This is a genomic window from Nostoc sp., from assembly GCF_036917435.1.
GTDB lineage: Bacteria > Cyanobacteriota > Cyanobacteriia > Cyanobacteriales > Nostocaceae > Nostoc.
This window is the reverse complement of sequence record NZ_JBALDM010000049.1, coordinates 13,348-38,015: the sequence shown is the minus strand read 5'-3', so window position 1 is coordinate 38,015 and position 24,668 is coordinate 13,348. Positions and strand designations below refer to the sequence as shown.

At 41.6% G+C, this 24,668-nt stretch carries 25 protein-coding genes and 1 tRNA gene; 20 read left to right on the top strand and 6 right to left on the bottom strand.

Annotated features, from left to right (window positions below):
* Positions 1–48 precede the first annotated feature (48 nt).
* A complete protein-coding gene (locus tag V7K98_RS24525) occupies positions 49–489 on the bottom strand; it encodes an Rrf2 family transcriptional regulator (RefSeq protein ID WP_335026628.1) in 441 nt (146 codons plus the stop codon).
* A 385-nt stretch (positions 490–874) separates the two neighbouring features.
* Between V7K98_RS24525 and V7K98_RS24520 the strand changes: the two genes are divergently transcribed.
* Positions 875–1,288, top strand: a complete 414-nt coding sequence (locus V7K98_RS24520; protein WP_335026626.1) for an AbrB family transcriptional regulator — start codon at positions 875–877, stop codon at positions 1,286–1,288.
* 54 nt (positions 1,289–1,342) lie between these two features.
* Here the strand turns inward: V7K98_RS24520 and V7K98_RS24515 are convergent, their stop codons facing one another.
* Positions 1,343–3,247, bottom strand: coding sequence for a chloride channel protein (locus V7K98_RS24515; protein WP_335026624.1), 1,905 nt, complete (start codon positions 3,245–3,247; stop codon positions 1,343–1,345).
* 474 nt (positions 3,248–3,721) lie between these two features.
* On the opposite strand from V7K98_RS24515, the gene V7K98_RS24510 reads away from it, so the two are divergent.
* Positions 3,722–4,108 (top strand): hypothetical protein, encoded by a 387-nt coding sequence (locus V7K98_RS24510; protein ID WP_335026622.1) that lies wholly within the window; start codon positions 3,722–3,724, stop codon positions 4,106–4,108.
* Between the two features lie 399 nt (positions 4,109–4,507).
* On the opposite strand, the gene V7K98_RS24505 is transcribed toward V7K98_RS24510, so the two are convergent.
* Together V7K98_RS24505 and alr are read right to left on the bottom strand one after the other, a co-directional pair.
* Positions 4,508–4,589, bottom strand: a tRNA-Leu gene (locus tag V7K98_RS24505).
* A gap of 120 nt (positions 4,590–4,709) precedes the next feature.
* The gene (alr, locus tag V7K98_RS24500; protein ID WP_335026618.1) at positions 4,710–5,897 is read right to left on the bottom strand and encodes an alanine racemase; all 1,188 of its coding nucleotides are present in this window, start codon (positions 5,895–5,897) and stop codon (positions 4,710–4,712) included.
* Positions 5,898–6,294: 397 nt separating this feature from the next.
* Between alr and V7K98_RS24495 the strand changes: the two genes are divergently transcribed.
* The 15 genes from V7K98_RS24495 (at position 6,295) to V7K98_RS24425 (ending at position 20,196) form a co-directional block, all read left to right on the top strand.
* Positions 6,295–6,792 (top strand): HNH endonuclease, encoded by a 498-nt coding sequence (locus tag V7K98_RS24495; protein ID WP_335026616.1) that lies wholly within the window; start codon positions 6,295–6,297, stop codon positions 6,790–6,792.
* A gap of 743 nt (positions 6,793–7,535) precedes the next feature.
* Positions 7,536–8,822: a DHH family phosphoesterase gene (locus V7K98_RS24490; RefSeq protein WP_335026614.1), complete on the top strand. Its 1,287-nt coding sequence runs from the start codon at positions 7,536–7,538 to the stop codon at positions 8,820–8,822.
* A gap of 197 nt (positions 8,823–9,019) precedes the next feature.
* Positions 9,020–9,490, top strand: coding sequence for a DUF29 domain-containing protein (locus V7K98_RS24485; RefSeq protein ID WP_335026612.1), 471 nt, complete (start codon positions 9,020–9,022; stop codon positions 9,488–9,490).
* 519 nt (positions 9,491–10,009) lie between these two features.
* Positions 10,010–10,219, top strand: a complete 210-nt coding sequence (locus V7K98_RS24480) for a ParE family toxin-like protein (RefSeq protein ID WP_335026829.1) — start codon at positions 10,010–10,012, stop codon at positions 10,217–10,219.
* A gap of 51 nt (positions 10,220–10,270) precedes the next feature.
* Positions 10,271–10,765, top strand: a complete 495-nt coding sequence (sixA, locus tag V7K98_RS24475) for a phosphohistidine phosphatase SixA (RefSeq protein WP_335026610.1) — start codon at positions 10,271–10,273, stop codon at positions 10,763–10,765.
* A gap of 108 nt (positions 10,766–10,873) precedes the next feature.
* Entirely contained in the window at positions 10,874–12,010 is a 1,137-nt protein-coding gene (locus V7K98_RS24470) for a citrate synthase (protein ID WP_335026609.1), read from the top strand.
* A gap of 20 nt (positions 12,011–12,030) precedes the next feature.
* Positions 12,031–12,153, top strand: a complete 123-nt coding sequence (locus V7K98_RS24465) for a hypothetical protein (RefSeq protein WP_335026606.1) — start codon at positions 12,031–12,033, stop codon at positions 12,151–12,153.
* Positions 12,154–12,332: 179 nt separating this feature from the next.
* Positions 12,333–13,451, top strand: a complete 1,119-nt coding sequence (gene nuoH, locus V7K98_RS24460) for an NADH-quinone oxidoreductase subunit NuoH (protein WP_335026604.1) — start codon at positions 12,333–12,335, stop codon at positions 13,449–13,451.
* Between the two features lie 87 nt (positions 13,452–13,538).
* Positions 13,539–14,123 (top strand): NAD(P)H-quinone oxidoreductase subunit I, encoded by a 585-nt coding sequence (gene ndhI / locus V7K98_RS24455; protein WP_335026602.1) that lies wholly within the window; start codon positions 13,539–13,541, stop codon positions 14,121–14,123.
* Between the two features lie 136 nt (positions 14,124–14,259).
* Positions 14,260–14,874: an NADH-quinone oxidoreductase subunit J gene (locus V7K98_RS24450; protein WP_335026600.1), complete on the top strand. Its 615-nt coding sequence runs from the start codon at positions 14,260–14,262 to the stop codon at positions 14,872–14,874.
* 59 nt (positions 14,875–14,933) lie between these two features.
* Entirely contained in the window at positions 14,934–15,239 is a 306-nt protein-coding gene (gene nuoK / locus V7K98_RS24445; RefSeq protein ID WP_006199065.1) for an NADH-quinone oxidoreductase subunit NuoK, read from the top strand.
* 6 nt (positions 15,240–15,245) lie between these two features.
* A complete protein-coding gene (locus V7K98_RS24440) occupies positions 15,246–16,166 on the top strand; it encodes an NAD(+) kinase (protein WP_094346551.1) in 921 nt (306 codons plus the stop codon).
* Positions 16,167–16,647: 481 nt separating this feature from the next.
* Positions 16,648–17,442 carry a GNAT family N-acetyltransferase gene (locus tag V7K98_RS24435; protein ID WP_335026598.1) on the top strand — a complete coding sequence of 265 codons (795 nt, stop codon included), beginning with the start codon at positions 16,648–16,650 and terminating at the stop codon, positions 17,440–17,442.
* Positions 17,443–17,621: 179 nt separating this feature from the next.
* Complete coding sequence (locus V7K98_RS24430) at positions 17,622–19,292, top strand: glycosyltransferase family 39 protein (RefSeq protein WP_335026596.1); 1,671 nt, start codon at positions 17,622–17,624, stop codon at positions 19,290–19,292.
* 184 nt (positions 19,293–19,476) lie between these two features.
* Entirely contained in the window at positions 19,477–20,196 is a 720-nt protein-coding gene (locus tag V7K98_RS24425) for a DUF4079 domain-containing protein (protein WP_335026594.1), read from the top strand.
* A 150-nt stretch (positions 20,197–20,346) separates the two neighbouring features.
* Here the strand turns inward: V7K98_RS24425 and V7K98_RS24420 are convergent, their stop codons facing one another.
* On the bottom strand, positions 20,347–20,766 hold the full coding sequence (locus tag V7K98_RS24420) for a hypothetical protein (RefSeq protein ID WP_335026592.1): 420 nt from the start codon (positions 20,764–20,766) through the stop codon (positions 20,347–20,349).
* Between the two features lie 52 nt (positions 20,767–20,818).
* Complete coding sequence (cobU, locus tag V7K98_RS24415) at positions 20,819–21,394, bottom strand: bifunctional adenosylcobinamide kinase/adenosylcobinamide-phosphate guanylyltransferase (protein ID WP_335026590.1); 576 nt, start codon at positions 21,392–21,394, stop codon at positions 20,819–20,821.
* Between the two features lie 425 nt (positions 21,395–21,819).
* Between cobU and V7K98_RS24410 the strand changes: the two genes are divergently transcribed.
* From V7K98_RS24410 to V7K98_RS24400, 3 genes are all read left to right on the top strand, one after another.
* Positions 21,820–22,629, top strand: a complete 810-nt coding sequence (locus V7K98_RS24410) for a hypothetical protein (RefSeq protein WP_335026588.1) — start codon at positions 21,820–21,822, stop codon at positions 22,627–22,629.
* Between the two features lie 134 nt (positions 22,630–22,763).
* The gene (locus V7K98_RS24405) at positions 22,764–23,696 is read left to right on the top strand and encodes a glycosyltransferase family 2 protein (RefSeq protein WP_335026586.1); all 933 of its coding nucleotides are present in this window, start codon (positions 22,764–22,766) and stop codon (positions 23,694–23,696) included.
* Between the two features lie 23 nt (positions 23,697–23,719).
* Positions 23,720–24,664, top strand: coding sequence for a glycosyltransferase family 2 protein (locus V7K98_RS24400; protein ID WP_335026584.1), 945 nt, complete (start codon positions 23,720–23,722; stop codon positions 24,662–24,664).
* Positions 24,665–24,668: the final 4 nt, after the last annotated feature.

The window sequence follows — 24,668 nt, the reverse complement described above, 5'->3', positions numbered from 1 at the left end:
TATTTAGACTATTGACCGGAGGCGGAGCGTCTCCGGCTCCACTCTTGACTAAACCACAAAACTAGCTTCTTCCCCAAGGGAAGCTTGCCAGCTACGAGCATCGTAATAAAGGTCTGCCAGAGTAATACTGTACAAAGCTTCCTTGAGCTTTTGGTTGAGTCTCTGCCAAAGGCTAAATGTTACCCAATCTTCAGCTTGTGTAGGCGCTGGGGTGTGATGGGGTAAATGGCTAGTCTCGCCAACTGCTTCTAAAATTTGTCCTATAGATATTTGTGCAGGCTCTCTTGCCAATTGGTATCCGCCAATGCTACCTCGAATTGATTTAACTATTGACGCACGACGCATTTCTATTAGTAATTTTTCGAGGTAAGGAGCAGGGATATCTTGGCGTTTAGCGATCGCTCTCACAGATACAGGCCCATATTTTGGCTGTAAACTTAAATCTAGCAACGCCTTGACACTATAGTGTCCTTTGGTAGTTAGTTTCATTTTGGCAAGTTTTGTTGTTTGTCTTTTGTCATTTTTCCTTTGTAAATAACTAATGACCAATAACTAAGGATCAGTTTTACTTATCATTCTGTAACTCAGTTATCATCCTCAGCAAATAAATAAGCTTTTGAGCGTTAGTTTAGAAAACTTAAACATGTATCTTAGCAGTGATTTACAAACTATATATATAGTTATCAGCATTGCCAGCATTTTCTAAAATAGATTGTCTTGACAATATTGTTAATGGCATAACAATTGTGCATCTGAGTGTAATATACTTGGCTAGGTTGAGATAAAAACTAAAGGATTATGTTCCTATTAGCTCAACCTCAGCTAAAATAAAATCGATTCCAACACTTCAAACATTCATTTTCGACCTAAGTTGATGCCTAAACTGAAAAAAATTGAACCCCTACTCGGTGATGAACTGCTCAAAAAAGTCAAAGAGCTAGAGAGCGAGAGCAAAGAAGACAAAGCCAAGAAGTGCGGCTACTATACCGTTACCAAAAACGGTATAGAGCGCGTCAATATGATGAAGTTCTTAAATGCCCTAATTGATGCTGAAGGCATTCAGTTGGACAGTACACCCAGCGCTAATGGGCGTGGTGGACGTAGTGCTAGCTATAGAATTAGTGTGCAATCGAATGGTAACTTACTTATAGGTTCAGCTTATACAAAACAGATGAATCTGCAACCAGGAGATGAGTTCATCATCACTTTAGGCAAAAAGCACATTCGTCTGAGACAGGTAGATCCAGAAGATCGGGAAGGTGATGAAACTATAGAAGCCACAGCTTAATAAATATAGATGGTCATTAGTCAATTGTCATTTGTCCTTTGTGAAAACCAATGACTAATGACTAATAACTATATCTGTGGTGGGTAGTACTGGTAAATAGTGACGAAGCGCTTTGCGCGTAACGGCTAAATTGCAGGTTAAGGCAATTTGCTCTCTTTCTAGTAAACCCAAAATGCAATCGGGTTTATCTCGTGCTACCACTGGTAATTGATTTAAACCTCTAAGACTCATCCGGTCTAAAGCTTCAGATAATAGTTCATCCTGCCATGCATAGAGGATTTCAGTGGTACAAATATCTATCAGGGTTTGACTGGATAAATTATCTGGAATTTCAGTTACCGAACTTGGGTAAGTTTGCCAAAGAGCAAGGGCACGGTTAATATCTTCCAGAGAAAGTATACCAACTAATTGCTCGGCTGCATCAATTACTAAAGCACTCCGCGAGCGATCGCGGATCATTTCCACAGCTGCATCTAAAACTCCAAGAGTTGCAGATAACTTTTTTGGATAAGGGTGCATGGCATCTTCTACCAAAATGTGCTGCACAATTTCCGCTTGTTCATCTTTCAATTCTGAAAGACCAATTTGTTGTAAATTAGAGTTAGAGTTAAAAGTCGGTTTAATCCTTTCCACTAACCAAACACTCAAACCCACAGCTGCCATCAACGGTAAAACAATCCGATAGTCGCGGGTTAATTCAAACAGCATTAAAATAGCCGTTAACGGCGCTCTGACACTAGCAGCTAGTACTGCTGCCATTCCCACCATTGCGTAAGCTGGGGGAGCCGCCATTTGATCGCAAATAGCTGGGAATGTCACGGCCAAAATTTTGGCGTAAGCTGAACCAAAAGAAGCACCTAAAAACATAGCTGGTGCAAACAAACCACCAATGAAACCACTACCCGCGCTAATTGCAGTCATCAGTAGCTTCACCACCAACAGCACCACCAACAGGGAAAGGGGAAACTCCACATCCTGAAGCATCGCTTCTACAGTTTCATAACCCACGCCCAAGATTTGCGGGAAATGCAAAGCAACTGCGCCAATTATCACACCGCCAATAATTGGATGAATCGGCTCAGGAATGCGTCCCAAAAAGGCAAAACCTGGAACCTTTCCAGCAAAGCAGGCTTTTGCTAAACGAATTGATTGCGTATAAGCCAGAGAAACAAGGCTTGCCCCTAAACCCAAACCCAGATAAAGAGGTAATTCTAAAGGACTGCGGACTTGGTAAGCGGGTAAATCAAAAGCAGGTTGTGCGCCCAAACCAATTTGGGCAATTAATGCTGCTACCACCGCCGCTAACAGCACCACACTCACACCAGAAGTAGCGAAAGATGTCGCTCCCATAACCACCTCTAGGGCAAAAAATACTCCAGCAATGGGAGCATTAAATCCAGCCGCAAGTCCAGCCGCCGCGCCAGCACCTAAAAGCAAACGTTGTCGTTCTTGAGATACATTCAGGATTTCAGAAAACAACATCCCAAAATTTGCGCCAATTTCCACACTTGGCCCCTCTGGCCCCAAGGAAGCACCACTCCCCAAAGAAACAGATGCAGCCAGCATTTTCGTTACCGGTCGTAGTGGACGCTTAATCTCTGTTCCCTGAGAGGCGGCGATGAGAGATGAAAGTCCAGGGCCAAAGTCTTGAGTGCGCCAGCGCATCAAGCCAACGATTAACCCGCCAAGAGTGGGAACGCAGGCTAAAGTCCAAGCACCCCAGACACCAATTTGACCCATTAAATTTTCCAGCATCAATTTGTGAATCAACTGGATTAAATAGTGAAAGGTGACTACACCCATACCCGTACCACCGCCAATGAGCATGGCTAAAAACAGGACAAGTGTTTCTGGGGATGGTTGAAAACGATTAATTAGGTCAGTTAAATGAGTAGAAGGTGTAGGAAATGCAGGTTGTTCCGTTACCTTCCTCAGTTGAGTGGGAGGCAGGAGAGTCATTGAGAGGCGGGGTAAATGTAAGAAAAAATTTAAATTTTTATCTGTTACTTATCATTGTGAGCCATTATTTAGCAACGAGACAAGTAGACTTTATTTGCTTGATTTACAAAGCTTTAGCAAAAGATGTCATTGTGCAAAATTTTTGTGGGGAGAATGGTTAAATAGGAGACAATTGTTATCTGAGGGTTTAAAGATCGTTAGTGGAGTGCAAGTTAGGGCTAACACTATTTTTGACAGAGACAACCAAGTTTTTGTCGGCTAGGTGGACGCACCTGCAAGCATTAACTAGGAGTCATCCTTGCCTAAATCTAGCTATACTCGTGTTGCGACCATTGATCCATCTTTGGTAGTAATACAATATATATATGATTTATGGCTGTTCTCAGACCATACTTGGAAGTCTGCTAAGTATTGATCTCAATTCAATATAGCTATTCTTATAGAGCGAGTAAATGGACTAGGCGGACGAGGTAAATGAATATACACACCTTTGATAATCATTATGTTACTTGCCCAATTTGCCAAAGAAATGCCACACCCAAACCAATTAAAACGCGCATGGGCTTATTTTGCTGTCCCTATTGCCAGGAAAGGCTAGTAGTTTGCCAAAGCGGTCATTATGTGCGGGATCCGTTTACTTGGAGACAATTAATGATTGCTTCCTCGCTACGTCGTCAAAGCCGACCTTTAGCCAGGATTATCAGAGATTTTGTCTTGCTCAAACGTCCTATGGTAGCCTTGGCTGTGGGAAGTGCCATTTTCTTTAGTGCGATCGCACTAACTCAAGAAAAGACAAACTGCGATCGCCAAATCTTTCCGACAACAGAGAAAGTTAATCAACCAGGAAACAAATCTCAGTAAATGGATTAATTTGGTATAAATCAAATCTTACTTTGATTTTCGTAATATTATAATTAAATACTTTTATGAAACCGTGTCTTATTACCACAAATAGGACACGGTTTTACATAATGTCCCGCTTCAAGATCCATCTAAGTGCAGCAGCCAATTCACAGGGTACACTACAATGACTAAATATAGCACCACAGATTGAAGAAAAAGAGCGAATGCCGAACTCTTTTCGTGGTGAATGGAACTACCTAATTAAGCCCAGAATTCCTGCTTAATTATTGTTTAAGTTATTTTTACATCACTCATAAGAAAAAACGTCAATGAGTAGACATCGCAGCAATTCCCATGAGAGATGATTGTCTTCAGGTTTTATATCACCCAATAAATGGGCGATCGCAAAATCAAAAGTGCGGATAAAAGGACTTGAACCTTCACTCCTTTCGGAACTAGAACCTAAATCTAGCGCGTCTGCCAATTTCGCCATATCCGCATCAGTTTAATATCTTACCATAAGAAATTATTTTTGGGAATAGGGCAAACCAGCAGAATAATAATGCCCAATGCCCAATGCCCAATGCCCAATGCCCAATGCCCAATGCCCCATTCCCCATTAAATAACTGCAACACGAGGTAGACGATGCTTAAAGCCACAGAGAATTTCCCAGGAGATAGTATTTAATTGTTCTGCCCAATCGTCTGCTGAAATCTGTTCTTTTCCCTCTTCCCCTAGCAAAGTGACTACTTCTCCTTCTTGAATATTGGGTATGGCACTCACATCCAGCATCAACTGATCCATTGTAATTGTCCCAATTTGCGATACCCTCTGACCGCGAATTAACACCTGCATTTTGTTAGAAAGACTACGAGGAACGCCGTCAGCATAACCAATTCCTACGACAGCGAGGCGAAGTTCACGCGGGGCAATAAATTTATGCCCGTAGCTAACGGCAGTTCCTTTGGCAATTGTTTTAACTTGGGTAACTCGTGCTTTAAGTTGCAAAACGGGCTTGAGATCGATCGCATTTTGTAAATGGGTTGCTGGGTAGAGTCCGTAAACAGCTAACCCGACTCGCACAATGTCGTAGTGCAATGCCGGATTTGTGAGTGCAGCCGCAGAATTTGCCAAGTGCAAGCAAGGCACTTCGATTCCCATTGCTTTAATTTGAGCGATCGCTTCCTCAAATCGTCTATGCTGTTCTTCCATGACCGTAGTATCAGGATCATCTGCTGTTGCCAAATGAGAATAAATACTGGCAATAGATAGATGTGGTAAGCGCTGCACTAATTGCACAAATTCACCAGCTTGCTGCCAATTAGTTCCTAACCTAGACATTCCCGTATCTAATTTGATGTGTACGGGCACTGGGGAACCATGATTCATGGATTCTAGAGTATCAGAAAACACCAAAGCTTGTTTAGGACTACAGAGTGTGGGTTGAAGATTCCAATGTGCGATCGCATGAATCTGCTCTGATGTATGAGTTGCTCCTAAAATCAAAATGGGTGCTTCAATCCCGCCTTCTCGCAATTGAATAGCTTCAGGAACTGTAGCGACTCCCAGCCAACTAGCTCCCGATTGAATTACAGTTTGGGCCACTGTTACCGCTCCATGTCCATAGGCATCAGCTTTTACTACTGCCATCAACTGGGTACGCGGCGATAAAAACTGCACCAATTGCTGTACGTTATGCGACAACGCCCCTAAATCAATTTCTACCCAAGCTCGTTGCGAAAACCACGCGTAGGTATCGCACTGCTGATTAGGAACTACACCAGGGATTTGTTTGCGACTTAACATTTATATTGACTCCTATCCCACCACGGCTAAACTTTCAAGCTATCTATCTATACACGCTCCTAAAAGCGAGATCAGATTAAATAGGAAGTTTAACCTTCATATTAAAATTGATACAAGATATTACAGGAGTAAATTAAAAGTTAATATTTATTTATGAGTTAGGAGCTAGAAGTAAATCTTATAGCTCGGCTTTTTGCTGTGTTATTTGTATTAGTCTACGTAAAACTCTTTGCATCAGGTGAGAAGTTTTACTTCCAAACTCCTAAATATTCACTCCTAACTCCTAACTCATAACTTAATTGCCGAATTCTGTCGAAAGTATAATTTATTCTCATCTCCCTAGCAGGGTGTATTTGTGTTAACATTTATGTAAAGCTAACACCCTGAGCGCAGATAAATGGGGAAGGTTTTAGTCTTAAACGCATCTTACGAACCTCTCAATATAACGAGTTGGCGGCGTGCTGTGGTTCTGTTAATTAAAGGCAAAGCAGAACGCGTAGAACACAACGGTAAATTCTTGTACTCGGATTTTCCATTGCCGACTGTAATTCGGTTGCGTCATTACGTGCGTGTTCCTTATAAAGAAATTCCTCTGACTCGCCGAAATATCTTGCACCGTGATGGTCATGCCTGTCAATACTGTGGTTACACAGGAGATGAGTTGACTCTAGACCATGTAATGCCGCGATCGCGCAGCGGGGGTGATACCTGGGAGAACATTGTGACAGCTTGTGTCCGTTGCAACGTTAAAAAAGGTAGTCGAACTCCCCATGAAGCTCACATGCCTTTACGTCATCCTCCCCGCCAACCTTATAGCAGCCTCTATTTCGAGGTCAGCAAACATCTTAAGAGTGGACTGCATACAGAATGGCAAAAGTATGTCATAGGTCTTTGAGCAAAAATTATAGAGGATCGCAGGATAAAGAAGAAATGCCTTCTTGCTTTGTGACAGAGCCAATAACTTTAGTCACGGAGTGCTGAGAAATTGGCGGCTATATGATTTGCTACGAAGCGATCGCGTCTCGTAGACAGGTGCAATTGATTAACGTAAATATGAGTGATTTAAAAAACCACATCTGTCATAGGGGCAATTCATGAATTGCCCCTACCGCGCAGGTCTAGTTCCTATTAAAAAATGATTAATAAGAAGCTGAAGTGACGTACTTACACTAATATACAACATAAATCTTTTGTATAGTGCGTAAGTACTAGGGGATATCAACAGGCGTTGTTAATGAAAAATAATTGTTAATTGCTCAATAGTCACAATAATGAGATTATTGAGCATAAGAATATTTTAAATATCAAAGACTAACCCTAAAGTCCAAGATAAAAAGTATACCCTAAGTCAGATAAAAATACTGTGAATTCAATTTAAGGAAGAAAAAAAGCTCCTCAAATAGATTTATGCTGACAGATACAGCCCGATATATAAAACTTCCTTGTTTTTAGCACTCATCCACCCTCTAGTGGTATTTAATTGATGTCAAGCCCTGTGACTGACAAAAAATATACTTAGATATATAGTGCAATGTCTTCATATTTTTGCGAAGATCAAAATAATGTGGCTAAATTCAGTGAATTGCTGATCTTAGTATTTCTGAATTAAAGGAGCCTCACACTTTAAAAAAGTTCCCTATGTATTTGAATTCTCCCGTTACTCAGTTTGAGAGTTTGTCATTGACCACAGCAGAGCCAAACCCAGAGGAACCTGAAATCGAGAAAACGCCAGTGGAAGTTGCATTTAAAAGTCCATCATTACCGCCATCGGTAGGTGAGGGGGCTATATTTCTCAGTCACCGTGGTAATTCTCTGGCACAACAAAAGTCAGAAGAACTGCAAAAAACCCTTTTGGCACATCGACACGATCGCCAACTGATAATTCTGCAAGATTTTCCTGACCCTGATGCCCTTTCTTGTGCATGGGCTTACCAGTTGATTGCCCAGCAATATGATATCAAATGCGAAATTATTTATGCTGGCGCATTGAGCCATCAAGAAAATATTGCCTTGGTGAGACTGACTAACTTACCTATTCAACGCTGGACAACGCAAACCTTGAAGACCAAAGATTTGTCATCTTATCAAGGTTTTGTATTAATTGATAACCAGGGAACCACATCACAGCTACTATCAGCAGTGCAGCAGGCTAAAATTCCCTTAGTGGTACTTATCGACCATCACAGTATCCAAGGCGATCTGCATTCAGAGTTTGAGGATATCCGCCCTTATGCAAGGGCAACGGCAACAATTTTTACGCAATACCTGCAAACAGGGTTATTGGCATTAGATAGCAGCATAAATCAACACGTCAAATGTGCTACTGCCTTGATGCACGGTTTGCGATCGGATACAAATCGGTTAATGCAAGCCCAAGAAGAAGACTTTATGGCAGCTGCATATTTAAGCCGATTTTATGACGCTCAACTGCTGAATGCTATTTTACAGGCGAACCGCTCTAAGCGGGTAATGGATGTGATCGAGCGATCGCTAAAAAATCGCATCGTCCAAAATAACTTTTCCATTGCTGGTGTCGGTTACTTACGCTACGAAGACCGCGATGCCATCCCCCAAGCGGCTGATTTTCTCGTTACCGAAGAAAACGTCCACACCGCAGTAGTTTACGGTATTGTTCACGATGAAGACGATGAACTAGAAATAGTCATCGGTTCCTTGAGAACTAGCAAACTGACCCTTGATCCTGATGAATTCATCAAAGAAGCCTTTGGACAAGATAGTGCCGGGCGCTTTTTCGGTGGTGGAAGGACAAGCGCAGGCGGCTTTGAAATTCCGATGGGCTTCTTATCTGGCAGTAACGAAAATTCCGCTTATGCGAAAATGAAATGGGAAGTATTCGACGCTCAAATTAAGCAAAAACTGCTGAGGTTAGTTAACCCTAGAGACAACCCGATTCAGTCGGAGTAAAGGGAGATTAAGGAGATGGGGAGAACTCCTAACTCATGCAGCAGTCAAAGTATTTGCTTAGATAGCATCCCTAAATCATTCGTGATAAACATATTTCCCGACTTTTTATAAAAGTCGGGAATTTTTATCTTTACACAGAGGTTGAACAGATTGAGAATGTAGTTTGTGCCTAATATTATTTGTAAAAGAAGAATTCTATGAAAATTATAGAACTGCAAATGTTACAAACTCTGTATGAGCAAGATTTTTATGCTTGGGTAGAGCAGACAGCAGAGCTTTTGCGATCGCACCAGTGGGACACCCTAGATTTAGAAAACTTAATTGAGGAAGTGGTGGACTTGGGTAAGAGTCAACAACGGGCGTTGCAAAGTGCGTTGCGGTTGGTATTATCGCATTTGCTGAAGTGGAAGTATCAACCAGAACGTCGCAGTCACAGTTGGCAAGTGACCATTACCCGTGAGCGACTGAATATAGACGAATTGCTGCAAGAAAGTCCCAGCTTACGACGTTTTTTAAATGATGCCGAGTGGATAAATACTACCTATCAAAGAGCGCGGCGCGAGGCAATGGTGGAAACAAGTTTATCAGAAGATAACTTTGCGATCGCCTCTCCCTTTTCTGTTGATGAGATTTTAGATTTAGACTTTTATCCTAACGCTGACCAATAACCGTAAGCTTATTTCCCCTATAACGATCGTTACGCCATCCTATAAATTGAGTAAATATACGGCTTATATTTAGTATGATAAATGGCTAGCATCATGATAATCATGATTAGTCAATTTTATTTCTGATGGAAACTATAATTTTTCTTTGCAACGGTGAAGCAGAATATTACAGTGCAAAAGGAATTGTTAAAAATAGAGAACTTCCTGCCTTGATAAAATCAGAAATTTGGTCAGGACAATACTAACTACGAAACATCTTGGAGTTGCTGGAATTCTAGATTTATACAGGTTGGAGATAGAGCTTACTTTCAGAGAAGCGGAAATATTGGCAATGAACCTAGTGGCTTTATTGCTGCTGGTCATGTTATTGCAGCACCAGAAGATGAGCAATTAAAGCTCTGCTGGTCGGTTAGATGCATTGGCAGAGAAAGCACTCAAACATTTCCAAGAAGGGCGTTGTACCGATCTGTGAAACATTGAGCAACCCCAGATTTTTGGTATTACTATCGCCAGTTACCAATTGATATCCAAGAGCTTGCTGATCGATGTTACGAGTTTATTCGGAAAGATCCCAAATATCCATCATTGCATTTCAAAAAAGTCGGTCAGTTTTGGTCAGTGCGTATTGGTATATATTATCGGGCGCTTGCTGTAAAAGAAGATGATAATTTTGTCTGGTTTTGGATTGGGTCACATCCAGAGTATGACAGATTGCTAAGTGGTGGATAGCGTTCTAACATTGCCTAAGAGTAACCTAACCGCTCACTCATAATACAAAGTATGGAACTATACTTAATTCGTCATGGCATCGCCGAAGAACAGGGATTAGACATCAAGGATGAGGAACGCAGCCTAACCAAAGAAGGAAGGCAAAAAACTGAGAAAGTTGCTCAGAAACTTGTTAAATTGAGTTTAAGCTTTGATTTAATTCTCACCAGCCCCTTAGTGCGGGCCCGCCAAACGGCTGAAATCCTTATAGAAGAAAAACTAAGCCCTAAGTTAGAGGAATCTAGCCACCTCGCCCCCGATGGTGAAATCTCTAGTTGGCTCAAAGACTGGTTAGAACCAAGAAATTATTCCGAAAATACCCAACTGGCGCTGGTTGGACACGAACCTAATTTGACCAATTGGGCAGAAATTCTTCTGTGGGGAGAAGTCAAAGCAAGCTTAGTCTTGAAAAAAGCAGGTATGATTGGGATAAAACTACCAGAAACAGGTTCTCCTCTGGGTCGTAGTCAGATGTTTTGGTTGACACCACCCAAGTACCTGCTATAACAGTTTGTCAACATTTTCGATTGTTGTTAGAACGGCTACTGTTATGGCGACAATAAATTTCTGGTAAGTTAGCTTGATCAGATATTTCAAAAAGCAAATGGTGGTGCCATGATGGTGTGCGAATACAAGCCTGGTTTAGAAGGCATTCCCGCCGCTCAATCAAGTATCAGCTATGTTGATGGGCAAAAAGGAATACTAGAATATCGTGGCATCCGAATTGAGGAACTAGCAGAAAAAAGTACATTCCTGGAAACTGCTTATCTCTTGATTTGGGGTGAACTGCCAAGAAACGAAGAACTGGAAGCATTTGAACATGAAGTTCGTTACCACCGGCGGATAAAATACCGCATTCGGGACATGATGAAATGCTTTCCAGAAAGCGGCCACCCAATGGATGCCTTACAAGCCTCTGCTGCGGCTTTAGGCTTGTTTTATTCACTCCGGGATTTACATAATCCTGCCTACATTCGAGATTCAGTAGTGCGCCTGATAGCAACCATTCCGACGATGGTGGCGGCGTTCCAACTGATGCGAAAAGGTAATGATCCGGTACGTCCCCGTGATGACTTAGATTATTCGTCCAACTTTCTATACATGCTCGATGAGCGAGAACCCGATCCTTTAATGGCGCGGATTTTTGATATCTGCTTGATACTTCAGGTTGAGCATACAATGAATGCTTCTACCTTCAGTGCCAGGGTGACAGCTTCCACCTTGACCGATCCTTATGCTGTGGTTGCTAGCGCTGTGGGAACTTTGGGAGGGCCCCTGCATGGTGGAGCCAATGAAGAAGTAATTCAGATGTTGGAAAAAATTGGCTCTGTAGAAAATGTCCGTCCCTACATCGAGCATTGTCTAGAAACTAAATCTAAGATTATGGGCTTTGGACATCGTGTGTATAAAGTAAAAGACCCACGAGCCATAATTTTACAAGATTTAGCAGAGCAACTGTTTGAAAAGTTTGGGCATGACAAGTTCTATGACATTGCCCTAGAGATGGAACGAGTGGTAGGAGAAAAACTCGGTAGCAAAGGAATTTATCCCAATATTGACTTTTACTCTGGTTTGGTGTACAGGAAGATGGGGATTCCTACAGACTTGTTTACGCCAATATTTGCGATCGCTCGCGTTGCCGGTTGGCTAGCCCACTGGAAAGAACAACTAGCAGAAAACCGGATTTTCCGCCCTACCCAGGTTTACAACGGTTTGCACGAAGTTACTTATACCCCAATTGAAAAACGGTAATTGGGGATGGGGCATGGGGCATGGGGCATGGGGCATTGGGAATTGGGTATTGGTTATTAATTCATCTCCCTCACTCCCTCATCTCCCTCATCTCCCCCTGCCCCATCCCCTCAATTGCCAATCCCAATGCCAACCATAAGTAGAAGTTCTCATATCGCTTCAGAGGGCTAAAACCATCCAAGGATATACTAGGCATGGGAATTAGCGACAAATCTTCTATCAAGCATCATCTGGGCAAAAATTAAAAATGCGTGAATTTACAGGTATTAACTTAACTAATAGTTGTAACTCACCATGACTCGATGTCTTAAAGAGCGGAAACATGAACTCAGGAATTGACCTCCAAGGAACTTTTATTGAATCCCTCCGGGATTTAGGTTTACCAGCAGGAACAGCCAAATTGCTTTGGATGCCCCTGCCCATGATACTGATGCTGATTGGGGCAACAGTGGGGGTATTAGTTGCTACTTGGCTAGAACGGAAAATTTCTGCCTCCGCACAGCAGCGAATTGGGCCAGAATACCAGGGGCCTTTTGGGTTGCTAGTGCCTGTAGCTGATGGTTTGAAGTTGGTATTTAAAGAAGATATAGTACCAGCCAAATCTGACCCCTGGCTGTTTACCCTCGGGCCAATTATTGTTGTAATTCCGGTGTTTCTGTCGTTCCTGATTGTTCCCTTTGGGCAGCATATCGTTATTAGCAATGTCGGCATGGGCGTATTCTTGTGGATTGCCTTGTCAAGTATTCAACCCATTGGCTTGCTGATGGCTGGCTACGCATCTAATAACAAATACTCCCTTTTAGGGGGCTTGCGGGCAGCAGCGCAATCTATTAGTTATGAAATTCCTTTGTCCTTAGCGGTATTAGCGATCGCTATGATGTCTAATAGCCTCGACACCGTTGATATTGTCAATCAGCAATCTGGCTACGGCATTCTAGGCTGGAACATTTGGCGACAACCAATCGGTTTTCTAATCTTTTGGATAGCCGCCCTCGCGGAATGCGAACGCTTACCCTTTGACTTACCCGAAGCGGAAGAAGAAATCGTCGCAGGTTATCAAACTGAATATTCAGGCATGAAATTCGGTCTGTTCTACCTGGGTTCTTACGTTAACTTGATCCTTTCTTCCTTACTAGTAGCAATTCTTTACCTGGGCGGTTGGGACTTTCCTATTCCCCTCAACCTCATCGCTGGTTGGCTGGGAGTCAGTGAACTAAATCCCGTCTTTCAGATAGTAACTGCTTCTTTGGGAATCACAATGACCGTCTTCAAAGCCTATTTACTAGTGTTTGTCGCCATCCTGTTGCGCTGGACAGTGCCACGGGTACGGATTGACCAACTGTTAGATTTAGGATGGAAGTTTTTGTTACCAGTTGGCTTGGTTAATCTTCTATTAACCGCCGCCCTGAAACTAGCCTTTCCCTTCGCTTTTGGCGGGTAAATCAATTTTAGATTTTAGATTTTAGATTTTGGATTGAATCTAAAATCTAAAATTCAAAATCCAAAATTCAAAAGAGAGAGACACAAAATGCTCAAGTTCCTAAAACAAGTTGGTGATTACGCCAAAGAAACGATACAAGCTGCGCGTTACATTGGTCAGGGGCTTTCTGTTACCTTCGACCACATGCGGCGGCGACCGATTACTGTACAATACCCTTATGAGAAGCTGATTCCTGGCGAACGGTTTCGCGGTAGAATTCACTTTGAATTTGATAAGTGCATCGCCTGCGAAGTTTGCGTTCGCGTTTGTCCAATTAACCTACCTGTAGTCGATTGGGAATACGACAAAGCCAGCAAAAAGAAAAAACTCAACCACTACAGCATTGACTTTGGAGTTTGTATCTTTTGCGGTAATTGTGTGGAATTTTGCCCCACTAACTGTCTATCCATGACAGAAGAGTATGAGCTTGCCACTTACGATCGCCATGAATTGAATTATGACAGCGTAGCACTAGGTCGTCTGCCCTATAAGGTAACAGATGATCCAATGGTTACACCACTGCGCGAACTAGTTTATCTACCCAAAGGTGTCCTCGAACCCCACGGAGTACCCGCAGATGCGCCACGTGCAGGTGCGCGTCCAGAAGACTTGGTAGAACAAACAGAAAAATAAATATCATTTGTCATTTGACTAATAATGACCAATGACTAATGACCATGCAAATTTTAGATTTTAGATTTTGGATTCAAAGAAAAATCTAAAATCGGCAATCTAAAATCCAAAATTGATTGACTAAGGACAAAAAACAGTGAATCTAGCAGAAGGAGTACAGTTAGTATCCCTTGGCATACTGGGCGTGATGATGATTGGGTCGGCCATTGGTGTGGTGCTGTTCTCCAACATCGTCTATTCTGCCTTTTTGCTGGGGGGTGTGTTCATCAGCATGGCAGGAATCTACCTATTGCTAAATGGTGATTTTGTTGCAGCTGCACAAATACTAATTTACGTTGGGGCGGTTAACGTACTGATTTTGTTTGCCATTATGTTGGTGAACAAGCGGGAGGATTTTGTCGCATTTCCTAACTCTTGGGTGCGGAAATTACTAACAGGTCTAGTCAGCGTAGGATTGTTTGGTCTTTTAAGTACGATGGTGCTGGCTACTCCTTGGGCTTACTCAACTGCTCCCGTAGTGGGTGGTGAAAGCTCTATAGTTGTGATTGGAGAACATTTTTTCACTGACTTTTTACTACCTTTTGAACTGGCTTCCATTTTGCTGCTGATAGCGATGGTAGGAGCAATTATTTTGGCACGTCGTGAGTATTTGCCAGACCTATTGACACCATCCGAATCGGGGCAAACTGTTTTGACTTTGCAAGAACGCCCCAGAGAACTGGTATCAACAACCAGCGAAACAAAAGAGTAATATTTGCGACTTCATTCGCAGACAAAAAGCCAGTTTTTTCAGGAGGGATACTCAGATTCATGCAACTCCAGTACTTTTTATTACTAGCAGCAGCTTTATTCTGCATCGGCATCTACGGTTTAATTACCAGCCGTAACGCCGTGCGGGTGCTGATGTCAATTGAATTACTTCTCAACGCTGTTAATCTGAATTTAATGGCATTTTCCAACTTCCTCGACTCAACATTAATTAAGGGTCAGGTTTTCACAGTATTTGTGATTACCGTGGCCGCGGCCGAGGCGGCGGTGGGTTTAGCGATCGTGCTGGCCATTTATCGCAACCGCGATACCGTCGATATGGAGCAGTTTAATCTCCTGAAGTGGTAATTGTGCGTGCAACTCAAGCAGGTAATCATTGCTTATAAAGCGCGGGATGCCCGAAGTAAAGAATGGGCAGAAATCTGTGCTAAACAACTAGAAAGCCGCGAGTGCCAGGTGTTGATGGGGCCTAGTGGGCCGAAAGACAACCCCTATCCTGTCTTTTTGGCTTCGGCGGCTCAACCAATCGATCTCGCCTTGGTACTCGGTGGCGATGGCACTGTTTTAACTGGTGCCAGACATTTAGCCCCAGCCGGCATCCCGATTCTGGGAGTGAATGTGGGAGGCCATCTGGGGTTTTTAACTGAGTCGGTGGAAGAGTTTCAGGATACAGAGAAAGTTTGGGATCGACTGTTTGAGGATCGCTATGCTATCCAACGACGGATGATGTTACAAGCTGCGGTATATGAGGGTCACGGGTCTAATTTGGAACCAGTGAGTGAGCGTTACCTGGCTTTGAATGAATTTTGTGTCAAACCCGCCTCTGCTGACCGAATGATTACCTCAATTCTAGAAATGGAAATTGACGGTGAGGTAGTCGATCAGTATGTTGGGGATGGATTGATTATTTCCACTCCCACAGGTTCTACTGGTTACACCGTTTCTGCTAATGGGCCGATTATGCACGATGGTATGGAGGCGCTTACCATCACTCCCATTTGTGCAATGAGCCTTTCTAGTCGTCCCCTCGTTTTACCCCCTGGTTCTGTGGTGAGTATTTGGCCTTTGGGGGATTATGACTTGAGTACCAAGTTGTGGACAGATGGGGTGTTAGGGACTTCAATTTGGCCAGGACACCGCGTTGATGTGCGGATGGCAGAGTGTCGGGCTAAATTTATTATTTTGCGCGAGAACAATTCTTACTATCAGACGTTGCGGGAGAAGTTGCTGTGGGCAGGTACAAGGGTTCACTACAACAATAATCACCGTAATTAATTAAGTATTTTAGAGTGCATCTACCGCAGATTGCTTCCCGCCCTTTCCAGTGGCGATCGCAACGAGAATACCGCAGCTATCACAATCAAAACTATCCAAGCCCCTGGATTCATCTAGGGGCTTTCCTCTTATCCTCTTCTTTAACAGGACTTACCCAAAAAATAGTCCAAACGTAGATTCTCCGGTAGGGGTAATTCATGAATTACCCCTATCACGTGTAGTTCTGCATAAGTCCTATTTAAATTGCATCTATAGCCTATATCAAAGGAAAATTTTGTATCTTATTGTCAGATTTTTTAGGAATTAATGCCCATAATAAAAGTATTCTACCTCTAATCCGAAAGAGTAAGAAAGTTCTTTAGAGGTTATTTTATCAAAAAGTGTCTCAATCACAGTTCGACACATTAATGCATAATGTGAGCTATTTGTATAGTGCCTAAATCCTAGTAGGATATTTTCGCAAATCTAAGTAGGAAGATAGATGGAAGTTTCTGGACGCAACATCAATTACTCACTGAATCCTCCTCCCTCTATTGAAGATTTTCCCGTCCTTCAAACTGAAAAATATACCCTATGGCTGGCTTCAACCGAAGAAGAATTAAAATCAATTTTTCGGTTGCGCTTTGAAGTTTTTAATTTAGAACTAGGCTTAGGATTTTCTGCTTCTAACTTTACCCAGATGGATATAGATAAGTTTGATGCGGTTTGTCATCATTTAATCATGATTTCCAAACAAACGGGTAAAACCATTGGAACTTATCGGATGCAAACCTATACAATGGCTTCTCAAAGATTAGGCTTTGATGCTGCCGATATATTTAATCTTAATGCAATTCCCAATTCTGTGCTTCAGGCATCAGTTGAAGTTGGGCGGGCATGTATAGCTAAAGAATACCGCAACAGTCAGGCACTTTTACTATTATGGAAAGGGCTAGCAAATTATCTTATCTGGAGTAAAAATCAATATTTTTTTGGCTGTGCATCATTACTAACACAATGTCCTTCTAAAGCTACTTGCACTTATGATTATTTTCAGCAACATGGTTTGATGCATCCAAGTATTTTGGTTTATCCAAATTCACAATCTTGTCTAGAACTGCCTCAAAGTTGTCCAGATTCATATAATGTTGAAATTCCTAAAATTTTGCAGGCATACTTGAATATTGGAGCTAAAATATGCAGTATTCCCGCTATCGACCGACACTTCAAGACTATTGATTTTTTAACCATATCTAATACTAAAGACTTTGCAAGATGGCATTATCAAATATTGTAAAAATTATCTTTAATCCTAATGCCTCTTAAGATTGTGTAATGAACAGACTTAGATATAATTACTAATTCGTAATAGAGCCTCCGGCACGCTCCGCGAACGTAGTTCGTAATGACGAATTATCATGATGGGCGTAGCTGTGGCACTGGATTATTTCAGACAAAATATTGGGAAAAATACTTATGCACCATCTCAAACTTGCTCCGAGTTGGTTGCGATTTTTAATTATTTTCTTATTGACAATGGGTATATTGTTTCGCTTTTTTAACCTTGATACCAAGATTTTCTCTCATGATGAAACTTATACCTTATTACGTATTTCGGGTTATACGAGAACTGAAGCACAAAATAAACTATTTAATGGTAGTGTCATTGGCAAAGAAAGTTTTGCTCAGTTTCAAGGTGTAAATCAAAAAAGCTTAAATGATACAATCATGACTTTGGCTAAGAAAGATTCTTTGCATCCACCGCTTTATTATGTAATAGCTAGATTGTGGTTGGAAATTTTCGGTAATTCGGTGACAGCAATCAGAAGTTTATCTGCTTTAATCAGTTTGCTGGTTTTTCCTTGCGTCTATTGGCTATGCCGAGAATTATTTAATGTGCCGCTATCAGTTTCTGGTGTAGCGATGCCTGCGGCGGGCGTAGCCATCGCACTTATGGCAATTTCTCCAATTCAACTAGTATACGCCCAAGAAGCACAAGAATATATTCTCTGGTTAGTCACCATATTACTATCTAGCGCCTCTCTGTTGCGAGCAATGCGGCTAGAAGATGAGCTAATAAAAAAACAACAAAGACCAGATTTATTCGCTACCTGGAGCATTTATGCAGTAACTTTGGCAATTAGTCTTTATACATTTCTTTGGAGTGGATTTATAGCAGTTGCTCACGGAATTTACGTGATTACTGCTGCCAGATTCCAGTTATCCCAAACTGTCAGAACTTATTTGCTAGCATCACTGGTAGGTTTTTTAGCCTTCATGCCTTGGCTAACGGCTGTAATAGGTGACTTTTTCCAATTTTTGATTTCAGCAGATAAGACAACAACGCAGTCATCTTTCATGCCTGTATTGGAATTTTTCTTTATGCAATTAAGCCGTATTTTTTTTGATATAGACATTAGATTAGAAAATAGTTTTAGCTATTTAATTAAAATAATTTCTTTAACTTTTATAGCATATTCAATTTATTTCCTTTGCCAAACAACTAACTATAAAGTTTGGTTGTTTATCATTATATTAATTGTAGTGCCAGTACTGCCTCTAAGAATACCAGACTTAATGGCTGGCAGTATAGAATCATCTACCGATCCATATTTAATACCATCTTACTTAGGGATTCAATTAGCTGTTGCTTACTTACTAGCTACCCAAATATCTAATGGGAGCATGTCACGCCGGAGTATTTGGTATGCGATCGTGGCATTGGTAATTATTTGTGGTTTAATTTCTTCTAAAGTTAATTCCCAAGCAGAAACTTGGTGGAATAAGGGTATCAGCGATGGTAATCCCCAAGTTGCCCAAATCATCAATCAAACTACTCGCCCACTTTTGATTAGTGATGCTTTGGGTAATAATTATGGAAATATTTTTTCTCTGAGCTATCTTTTGAAGCCAAAGGTACAATTTCTGCTGGTTCAAAATCAAAAAATCCCCAAAATTCCTGATAGGTTTGCTGATGTTTTTTTATTCAATCCTTCAGATACTTGGCGCGAAATAATAGAAAAAAAGTATAATTTGAAGACAGATATTGTTTATAGTGACAAATATTATTCGGTTTGGAAACTAGCTAAACCCCGCACTGTACGCCAACGTGATATTCTCCGCAAGACGAAATTATCTAGCAACTGAATGTCAGGTTAGAAAAAAAGGGTCGTAGGTTGGAAGTCGCTTAATACGTCGTACACCTTGTTAGCTTTCTGAAACTCAGATAAAAATAACAAAAATAAACATTCAACAGATTCTTATCTAAAATTAATTTAAGTGATACTAGGATGCTTTAAATTGTCATTTGAGATTAATTTAAAGGTGTTGTATGCAAATAATAGATTTTCTTGGTCTTTTACATCCAGCGATCGCAATTATATTTGTGTTTCCGCTTATCGGGACAGTGGTTAATTTTGCCTGGCAAACACGCCAACGCCGATTGCAAATCTTAGCCGGGAGTAAAAGCAAAATTCCCCCAGTGGTTGGTGGAGAACATAAGCAATTGGGTGAATGGCTAACAAGTGCAGTTGTTGCGTTAACTTTAATTGGATTAAGCTATCCTATTGGCAAAAATATTATCAAAAATCAATTATTGAATAAAACACCTTTTCAAGTTGTTTTTATCTTATTAATATTGGCTGCTACCATCGCCTCTTTAGTATTTCTTTATCGGGCAAGGCAACGAGTGTGGCGGGCAGTTTTTGCAACTTTAGCTGGTGCAGGTTTAGTAATATTAGGCTGTCAAGATGGAGTATTTCGCCGTACCAATGAGTGGTACTGGTCACATTATTATATTGGTATTACGGCAGCACTGCTAATGATTTTTTCATTAGCGATTGTTCAAGATATTTATCAAGATAAATCTAATCGTTGGCGGATCGTCCATACAATTTTAAACTGCATTGCTTTGTTGCTATTTATTGGACAAGGTATGACAGGAACGCGAGATTTATTAGAAATTCCCTTGAGTTGGCAAGAACCATATATTTATCAGTGTGATTTTGCTAATAAAACTTGTCCATCACCAAGTTCTCAACCAGCAAAGTGAACTAATGAACAAGAATTAAATAACATACAGTTTATGTCACTCACTTACCTCACCCTCAATCCCTCTCCTTATAAAGGAGAGGGAAGCTAGAGAGAGGATGAAGTTTTGCATTTTATTTAATCTACGTTACTAGGGGAATTGATTCTTTGTTTAAGCAATATTATCTACAAGCCGATCGCAAATTCTTTTGAGTTGATCTTGAGTTTTAATTGCCTCTCGCGGTGCTGGTAATTCGGTATTAGGCCAGTTAGGTAAATCATTGCAGGGGCATAACAATGCTGGCATCCCGATGTTTCGCGCGGCTACTGGCATACTGCAACGACCACAAGGAATCATATCCCAGGCTGGTGTCAACAGTTCGGCAATGGTTTCTTGCGTACCCTCTAGGTAACAATCACCTGATTCCGGCGAAATAATTTTTTGCCAGCACTCCTCAAATTCTTCACTATAGCGATCGCCATTTAGCACCGATAGCGGCAAAATGCTTGTCTTACCGTTGTTCGTAATCACTTTCTTACCTAACTGAAACCAGTAGGCAAGGTATTCTCTAACTTCTTGTTTGGTTGCCATAAGATAATTTTAGATTTTAGATTTTGGATTTTGGATTAATTTAAATTAATAGTTAAGAATCTTGATTCCTGAATACTCCAGGATCATCTCTGTTTGGTAATGGTGAACCAAGGACACTGAGATTGAGAACATGACCAGCAGTAACTAAATAAACAGTTTCGCTAAGTGCAGCTAGCTGGCGCACTAAAGAACCCAAGCGATCGCGGAACATCCTCCCAAGGGGATAAGCTGGTACTACACCCCAACCCACCTCTTCTGCTACAAACACGATATCAGCAGCAACCAGATCCACCGTCTCTAATAACTCCGCAACGATATTTTTCCAGCTAGATTCGTCCTCCTCTAAGAGATTAGCAACCCAAGTTCCTAAAGAATCAACTAAAAGGCAGGTATAGGGTTTGGCATCGGCGAGGGTAGCAGACAGTTCTACAGGTACTGATAGAGTTACCCAGTCTTGGGGACGGCGTTGTTGGTGTTCTAAAATGCGTTGATGCCATTCTCGATCGTCTAGGTTATCGGTGGCTGTTGCTACGTAAACGACTGCTTTCCCTGAGTGCATAGCCAGAGTTTCCGCCCATTCACTTTTACCAGATCGTGCTGGCCCTGTAACTAAAATGACTTTACCCAAAGTTGTTTCCTGAGTATTTTAACAATAATAGGACTTACGCAAAACTATACACCGTAGGGGCAATTCATGAATTGCCCCTACGGTAAATCAAGGATTTTACTGACTTTTTGCGTCAGTCCCAAAATAAGTAGCTAGTTGAAATTTATCACTACAGTTTTTACTTTATCGGTAAGATTTTTGGTTTCAAATAACTTTTAAGGGATAAAATTAGCACCAGCACCATTCAAAATTTATAATTCATAATTCTGTTTCCAGTTAGGATTGAAACCCCACCGCAAACAGGACTACGGTCATCATGCACCAGGTAAAAACCCTTACGAATTAAGAATTAGATTGGTGTCACAACTGGCAAAAGCCGAAAATCCCAACAACCCCATTTTTAATTACTTAACACCATTGGGGACAGCAAAATTTAGGATGTCTTTATGAACGCAGGCTTAAAACGCATAGAAGCAACTCTACACGATTTGGGGAATCGCGGCACTGCCACTGCCGCAGAAGCAGGAGATTCGACAACAAAACGGCCTTTTTCCTTTAGAATCAGTGTCGGAGCCAACGAATCCGCAGAAAATACACAAACTACATCCTCTCAGGAAGAACAAACAGTTGATTTGGGTGTAGATATTGAGAGTAATTATCCTCCTGAGCAAAATTTCTTTCCTCACCATGACTCTGTGCAAACCTTTCAAACACAAGAGGATGGCGGCAAAACACCCAGCCTACCTAAGTTGAAAACTCCGAACTTTAGTAACCATCGCCACGGAGCAAATCCAGCATTGGCGATGAATCTATTGCAAGAAATTCAGGAAACTGTCGCCGGTTGGCAAATAGAATTGCAAAATATTTTGAAGCAAATTCAGGATATTTACTTAGAAGGGCCAATTGTCAATGGCTGGTTAGAATCCAATCCCAGCGAACCAGAAGCGGGAGGAACCGCAACATTGCGCCATGCAGAAGTTGACCGCCTAATGAACTACGTAGAAGAAATTTGCGCCACTGGTGGGAAAGTATCTTATAAATCATCGATTAATGGCTACCGCCTCTGTGGTGTAGACGATGCTGGTAAAGTCTGGTCGCGCCCATGTCCGGCGGATCAAGTTCCTAATGTTAGTATGGCGATCGCACGTTACCAAAAGTTACGTCAACTGTTGGGGCGCAAGCAATCTTTAGAAACCCGCCTGAGTCAACTGGCTCAAACACTTGTAGTTTTACACAGTCATATTCAACAAACGTAAAGTTTTAAAGATTATTTCCGAAGAAACTCGGTTGGTGGGTCGGTAATTTTTGGTTTAGATTAACTCTCAGCAGGTATGCGTTGGATTTAAGATTTTTATCTAAAATCCCAAATCTCAAATCCAAAATAAAATCTATGCCAGACATCCAAATCTCTGCCATTATCTGTACCCACAATCGAGATACCTATTTAGGGGCTGCAATTGATAGTCTTTTAGCGCAGGATTTAGCTGCTGACTTTGAAATCGTGGTAGTTGATAATGGATCTAGCGATCGCACCCGTGAGGTTGTAGAACAAAGGGCCCACAATCCGCGCCTGAAGTATGTATTTGAACCCACTATCGGTTTATCTGTCGCCCGAAACACAGGCGCAAAAGTAGCTAGTGGTGACATTCTTGCTTATTTGGATGACGATGCTGTTGCTAGCCAGGGTTGGCTACAAGTTTTATATTTTGCCTATGACAATAATTCTAAACTAGCGATCGCAGGTGGCAAAGTCACTCTCTTATGGCCCCCAGGAATCGAACAACCACGGTGGCTATCTCCAGGACTAGCTGCAAATTTGGGTGCATACGACTTGGGTGATAGTAACATCTACATCGAGCAACCTGGCTTAACACCCAGAGGCTTAAATTACTCCATCCGCCGCAGTTTCCTAGAAGAAATTGGCGGTTTCGATCCTCATCTCGGTCGAGTGGGGAAAAATCTATTATCTAATGAAGAACTGCAAATGACCGAATTTGCCCTACAGCGTGGTTGGCAAGTCGCTTATCTTCCCGAAGCGCTAGTTGCTCACAATGTTGCCCCAGAACGTCTACAACGCACCTGGTTTTTAAACCGAGGCTGGTGGCAGGGTATCAGTGAATGTTATCGAGAACAACTCGCTGGTAAAGCTGGAATCGCTCAATTGCAGCGAGGTAGCGAACGGTTTGTGCGTGGCTTGTATAAAGCATTGCAATATTTTTCCGATCCAGCAGAACGGTTTGACAAACTTGTATATGCTTACGGTCAGATTGGCTATTTAAATGCTGCTATTCAAGGTCTTTTATTCACATCAAATAAGAAATAACCAATAACATAATTTATAGTGATATGTCATCTAAAATACCAGTTTCAGTACTAATTCCAGCAAAAAACGAACAAGCAAACTTGCCAGCCTGCCTCGCTAGCGTCAGCAGAGCAGATGAAATATTTGTAGTAGACTCTCAAAGTACCGACAACAGCATTGAAATTGCCAAAAGTCACGGTGTAAATGTCGTGCAATTCAACTTCAATGGACGCTGGCCGAAAAAGAAAAATTGGTCTTTAGAGAATCTCCCTTTCCGTAACGAATGGGTGCTAATTGTCGATTGCGACGAACGCATTACCCCAGAACTGTGGGAAGAAATTGACCAAGCAATTAAAAATGAGGAATATACAGGTTATTATCTCAACCGCCGCGTATTTTTCTTAGGAAAATGGATTCGTTATGGTGGGAAATATCCCGATTGGAATCTCCGTTTATTTCAGCATAAAAAAGGCCGCTACGAAAACCTACATACAGAAGATATTCCCAACACTGGCGACAACGAAGTTCACGAACATGTGATTTTGCAGGGCAAAGTTGGGTATCTCAAAAATGATATGCTCCATGAGGACTTCCGCGACCTTTATCACTGGTTAGAACGTCATAACCGTTATTCCAACTGGGAAGCCAGCGTTTATTTTAATACTCTCACAGGTAAAGATGATAGCGGCACCATCGGCGCAAATCTCTTTGGTGATGCAGTGCAACGCAAGCGCTTTTTGAAAAAAGTGTGGGTACACCTGCCATTTAAACCTTTTTTACGGTTTGTTTTATTTTATATAATTCAACGCGGTTTTTTGGATGGCAAAGCTGGATATATTTATGCACGCTTGCTGAGTCAATATGAATATCAAATTGGCGTTAAACTTTACGAATTACGCAGCTGTGGTGGTCACTTAAATACTGCAACTATCCCGAAGGAGGGAGATGGGGAGATAAGGGAGATGAGGGAGATGAGGGAGGTGGGGTGATGAG

Bases quoted from the DNA above. Each gene is read 5' to 3' on its own strand.
- V7K98_RS24525 (WP_335026628.1), bottom strand. From the start codon at position 489: ATGAAACTAACTACCAAAGGACACTATAGTGTCAAGGCGTTGCTAGAT.
- V7K98_RS24520 (WP_335026626.1), top strand. From the start codon at position 875: ATGCCTAAACTGAAAAAAATTGAACCCCTACTCGGTGATGAACTGCTC.
- V7K98_RS24515 (WP_335026624.1), bottom strand. From the start codon at position 3,247: ATGACTCTCCTGCCTCCCACTCAACTGAGGAAGGTAACGGAACAACCT.
- V7K98_RS24510 (WP_335026622.1), top strand. From the start codon at position 3,722: ATGAATATACACACCTTTGATAATCATTATGTTACTTGCCCAATTTGC.
- alr (WP_335026618.1), bottom strand. From the start codon at position 5,897: ATGTTAAGTCGCAAACAAATCCCTGGTGTAGTTCCTAATCAGCAGTGC.
- V7K98_RS24495 (WP_335026616.1), top strand. From the start codon at position 6,295: ATGGGGAAGGTTTTAGTCTTAAACGCATCTTACGAACCTCTCAATATA.
- V7K98_RS24490 (WP_335026614.1), top strand. From the start codon at position 7,536: ATGTATTTGAATTCTCCCGTTACTCAGTTTGAGAGTTTGTCATTGACC.
- V7K98_RS24485 (WP_335026612.1), top strand. From the start codon at position 9,020: ATGAAAATTATAGAACTGCAAATGTTACAAACTCTGTATGAGCAAGAT.
- sixA (WP_335026610.1), top strand. From the start codon at position 10,271: ATGGAACTATACTTAATTCGTCATGGCATCGCCGAAGAACAGGGATTA.
- V7K98_RS24470 (WP_335026609.1), top strand. From the start codon at position 10,874: ATGATGGTGTGCGAATACAAGCCTGGTTTAGAAGGCATTCCCGCCGCT.
- V7K98_RS24465 (WP_335026606.1), top strand. From the start codon at position 12,031: ATGGGGCATGGGGCATTGGGAATTGGGTATTGGTTATTAATTCATCTC.
- nuoH (WP_335026604.1), top strand. From the start codon at position 12,333: ATGAACTCAGGAATTGACCTCCAAGGAACTTTTATTGAATCCCTCCGG.
- ndhI (WP_335026602.1), top strand. From the start codon at position 13,539: ATGCTCAAGTTCCTAAAACAAGTTGGTGATTACGCCAAAGAAACGATA.
- nuoK (WP_006199065.1), top strand. From the start codon at position 14,934: ATGCAACTCCAGTACTTTTTATTACTAGCAGCAGCTTTATTCTGCATC.
- V7K98_RS24435 (WP_335026598.1), top strand. From the start codon at position 16,648: ATGGAAGTTTCTGGACGCAACATCAATTACTCACTGAATCCTCCTCCC.
- V7K98_RS24430 (WP_335026596.1), top strand. From the start codon at position 17,622: ATGCACCATCTCAAACTTGCTCCGAGTTGGTTGCGATTTTTAATTATT.
- V7K98_RS24425 (WP_335026594.1), top strand. From the start codon at position 19,477: ATGCAAATAATAGATTTTCTTGGTCTTTTACATCCAGCGATCGCAATT.
- V7K98_RS24420 (WP_335026592.1), bottom strand. From the start codon at position 20,766: ATGGCAACCAAACAAGAAGTTAGAGAATACCTTGCCTACTGGTTTCAG.
- V7K98_RS24410 (WP_335026588.1), top strand. From the start codon at position 21,820: ATGAACGCAGGCTTAAAACGCATAGAAGCAACTCTACACGATTTGGGG.
- V7K98_RS24405 (WP_335026586.1), top strand. From the start codon at position 22,764: ATGCCAGACATCCAAATCTCTGCCATTATCTGTACCCACAATCGAGAT.
- V7K98_RS24400 (WP_335026584.1), top strand. From the start codon at position 23,720: ATGTCATCTAAAATACCAGTTTCAGTACTAATTCCAGCAAAAAACGAA.